The organism is Acaryochloris sp. IP29b_bin.148, from assembly GCF_028285565.1.
In the GTDB taxonomy this organism is placed as follows: Bacteria; Cyanobacteriota; Cyanobacteriia; order Thermosynechococcales; family Thermosynechococcaceae; genus Acaryochloris.
Genome location: NZ_JANQOY010000041.1, coordinates 1 through 2,568 on the forward strand (window position 1 = coordinate 1; position 2,568 = coordinate 2,568).

Annotated in this window: 5 protein-coding genes; 3 read left to right on the forward strand and 2 right to left on the reverse strand. The window is 43.0% G+C overall.

Features of this window, described 5'->3' with window-relative positions; all coding sequences use genetic code 11:
- A partial coding sequence (locus Q0986_RS04270; protein WP_299404479.1) for a ParA family protein occupies positions 1-486 on the reverse strand: 486 nt, incomplete at its 3' end.
- A gap of 185 nt (positions 487-671) precedes the next feature.
- Between Q0986_RS04270 and Q0986_RS04275 the strand changes: the two genes are divergently transcribed.
- A complete protein-coding gene (locus tag Q0986_RS04275; protein ID WP_299404483.1) occupies positions 672-977 on the forward strand; it encodes a hypothetical protein in 306 nt (101 codons plus the stop codon).
- Between the two features lie 14 nt (positions 978-991).
- On the opposite strand, the gene rd is transcribed toward Q0986_RS04275, so the two are convergent.
- A complete protein-coding gene (gene rd / locus Q0986_RS04280) occupies positions 992-1,156 on the reverse strand; it encodes a rubredoxin (protein WP_366918512.1) in 165 nt (54 codons plus the stop codon).
- Positions 1,157-1,443: 287 nt separating this feature from the next.
- On the opposite strand from rd, the gene Q0986_RS04285 reads away from it, so the two are divergent.
- A complete protein-coding gene (locus Q0986_RS04285) occupies positions 1,444-1,566 on the forward strand; it encodes a hypothetical protein (protein ID WP_299404488.1) in 123 nt (40 codons plus the stop codon).
- A 57-nt stretch (positions 1,567-1,623) separates the two neighbouring features.
- The gene (locus Q0986_RS04290) at positions 1,624-2,541 is read left to right on the forward strand and encodes a class I SAM-dependent methyltransferase (RefSeq protein ID WP_299404490.1); all 918 of its coding nucleotides are present in this window, start codon (positions 1,624-1,626) and stop codon (positions 2,539-2,541) included.
- Positions 2,542-2,568: the final 27 nt, after the last annotated feature.

Sequence of the window (2,568 nt, forward strand, 5' to 3'; positions counted from 1 at the left end):
ATTTTTCATTAAATGCAGAACCTCTAGAGCTTCATTCTTTAAACGAGTTCCTTTAACTGCACGATTAACAAAAATGGCAGCTTTTGGCTCTCCGTTCCTAATACGTTGTGCTTGCGTTATCAAGCGGACAGTATCTGAAGCGCTTTCGAGGTCAACCCCTGTAGGCTGACAGGGAATTATTGCTAGGTCAGCTACAAGTACTACTGCGCGCGTCGTTTCTGAAAGAGCTGCTGGGCCATCAACAATAATCCAATCGTGAGTTGTTGATAATAAAGGTAGCTCATCTAATAATTCATCTGGATCATTAATAATTTTTGATTCAATACTATAATTCAATCTTGATAGCCATTTTGAAGAGGATTGCTGAGCATCAGCATCTACAACTAAGACAGACTCACCGTTCAATGCGAGTGAGTGTGCAAGGTGAACTGCGATAGTGCTTTTACCAGCTCCTCCTTTCTGATTAATTACACCAATGATTGACATAATCTACTACACCTGTTTCAAGGCTAAGCATACACCAGATGTTTAATCGCTGATATGGTTATGAAAAGTATTTCCTGAAGCTGAGTTAATAAAGCAAAGTTCTGTTCAAACACTATTCTGCTAAAACTTGCTTAAGTGGATGGATCAGATCTATACAGGTAGAACGATCTATCATGGAATTCTCCATGACATCTCCCCAGAAACGAGAGCAGCTAGCCCAAAAGATCGATACTTGGGTCAACGATATTACTTCCAAAGGGGGAGGAGATGATGAAATACTCGAAGGTATGAATGACTATATGGCTCCCTTTAAGAAAATTATGGATGCAGCTGCACCTGGAGAGCTAGATGCCTTAACTCTAAAGTATGAGGGCTTTTACCGTTTTGCGAATTTGCTAGAACGTCTAGCTGAAGCGATTGCAGATGGCTCGATTGATGTGCCGGGAAAGCCTAAGCGGAGAAAGCCCAAAGGAAACGGCTTTGGGAATTAGCAAACGAATGCTACCTATTCCTCAACCATCTCAAATTGACCTTTCTCAGCCCCACAAACGGGACAAACCCAATCGTCAGGAATATCTTCAAAGGGTGTACCAGGTTCGATTCCGCCATCTGGATCACCTTGTTCAGGGTCATAAACGTATCCACAGACGGTACATTCGTATTTCTGCATGGTTATTGCCTTTGAACTCATCGGCTATTTAAGGTCGCTATTCATCCCAACACCAATCAGAAGGACCATAAGTACTGATAAAGTGCATTAAGCTTATTTCAGGAATATCGTAAGCCCCAGTCTCACTTGCCTTAGCAGCCAAGCTCCCACTTGAGATTAGTTGCTCGATACGGATCAAAGGTAACCTTAGAATTTGTGCAACTTCTAAAATGCTCATGAATCCACCCAAGTTTAGGCCCAAGTATTATCAAGGATATTTCAGCAAATAGAGATGGGATTGTTGTGAAGTGCCAACCTCCACCATTATTGGCATCAGTGGCGGTAGCGGTGCGGGTAAGACCGTCTTAGCTCTGGTAAATCCGTTTTATAACCTACTATTCGTCAGCAATCAGTCTAGAACTTTGGAATAAAGAGCTGTAATACTAGTCTCTAGGTAAGCATCAGCGTTTTTGTTTTGGAGAGTTTTAGTGCCTGATCAGAAAAGGAAGAAGCTTCATTCAGCTGACTATTTCGGTGAAGCGCGAGATTTCTGGTGGAATTTAGACTTTCTAAAGTTGATGGGGCAAAGATGGCATATTGAGAATGTCAACACTGTGCTAGATGTTGGCTGTGGTCAAGGGCATTGGGGTCAAGTTCTCTCTCAAATTCTGCCAGTTCATACTACTTTGGTTGGAATTGATCAGGAGCCTAAATGGGTAGAAAAAGCAAAACGACGAGCACAAGATCTTGGACTAGAGAAACGATTCAGCTATGTACAAGGTAATGCTGATGCAATCCCTTCGCCAGATTGCCAATTCGATTTAGTGACGTGCCAAACGGTTCTTATTCACATGGCTGCTCCCGTTAAAGTATTGGAGGAAATGATTCGTGTCCTGAAGCCTGGGGGACTGCTTGTAGTCGCAGAGCCTAATAACTTAGCAGGCGTACTGATGTTTAGTAGCCTAAGTGCGGGGGAGTCGATAGAGCAGATTTGCCAAGATGTAGAGTTTCATGCGACCTGTGAACGAGGGAAGATCAGCTTAGGTGAAGGCAATAGCTCTCTTGGGGACTTGGTGCCTGGCTATTTCGCTCAACTCGGGTTGCAAAACATTCAGACGTATATATCAGATAAGGCGTCTCCGTTATTTCCGCCCTACAGTTCTAAGGAACAAAAAGTTTCTAAGCAGCTTTATTTGGATTGGTTTGAGCGAGGACGTTGGAGCAGAGAAGAATCTCTACGATATTTTCTAGCAGGTGGAGGAACTGAACAGGGCTTTGAGGCTTACTGGGTACAGATGTTGAGAAAGAATAAGTCAGTTGAAAACTCTCTTCTTAATGAGGAATTTCATACGAGCGGTGGAGCAGTAATGTATCTTGTTTCCGGGCGGAAGCAAGATACACCTTAGTATGCTTCGAACGACAAATAATGGTTG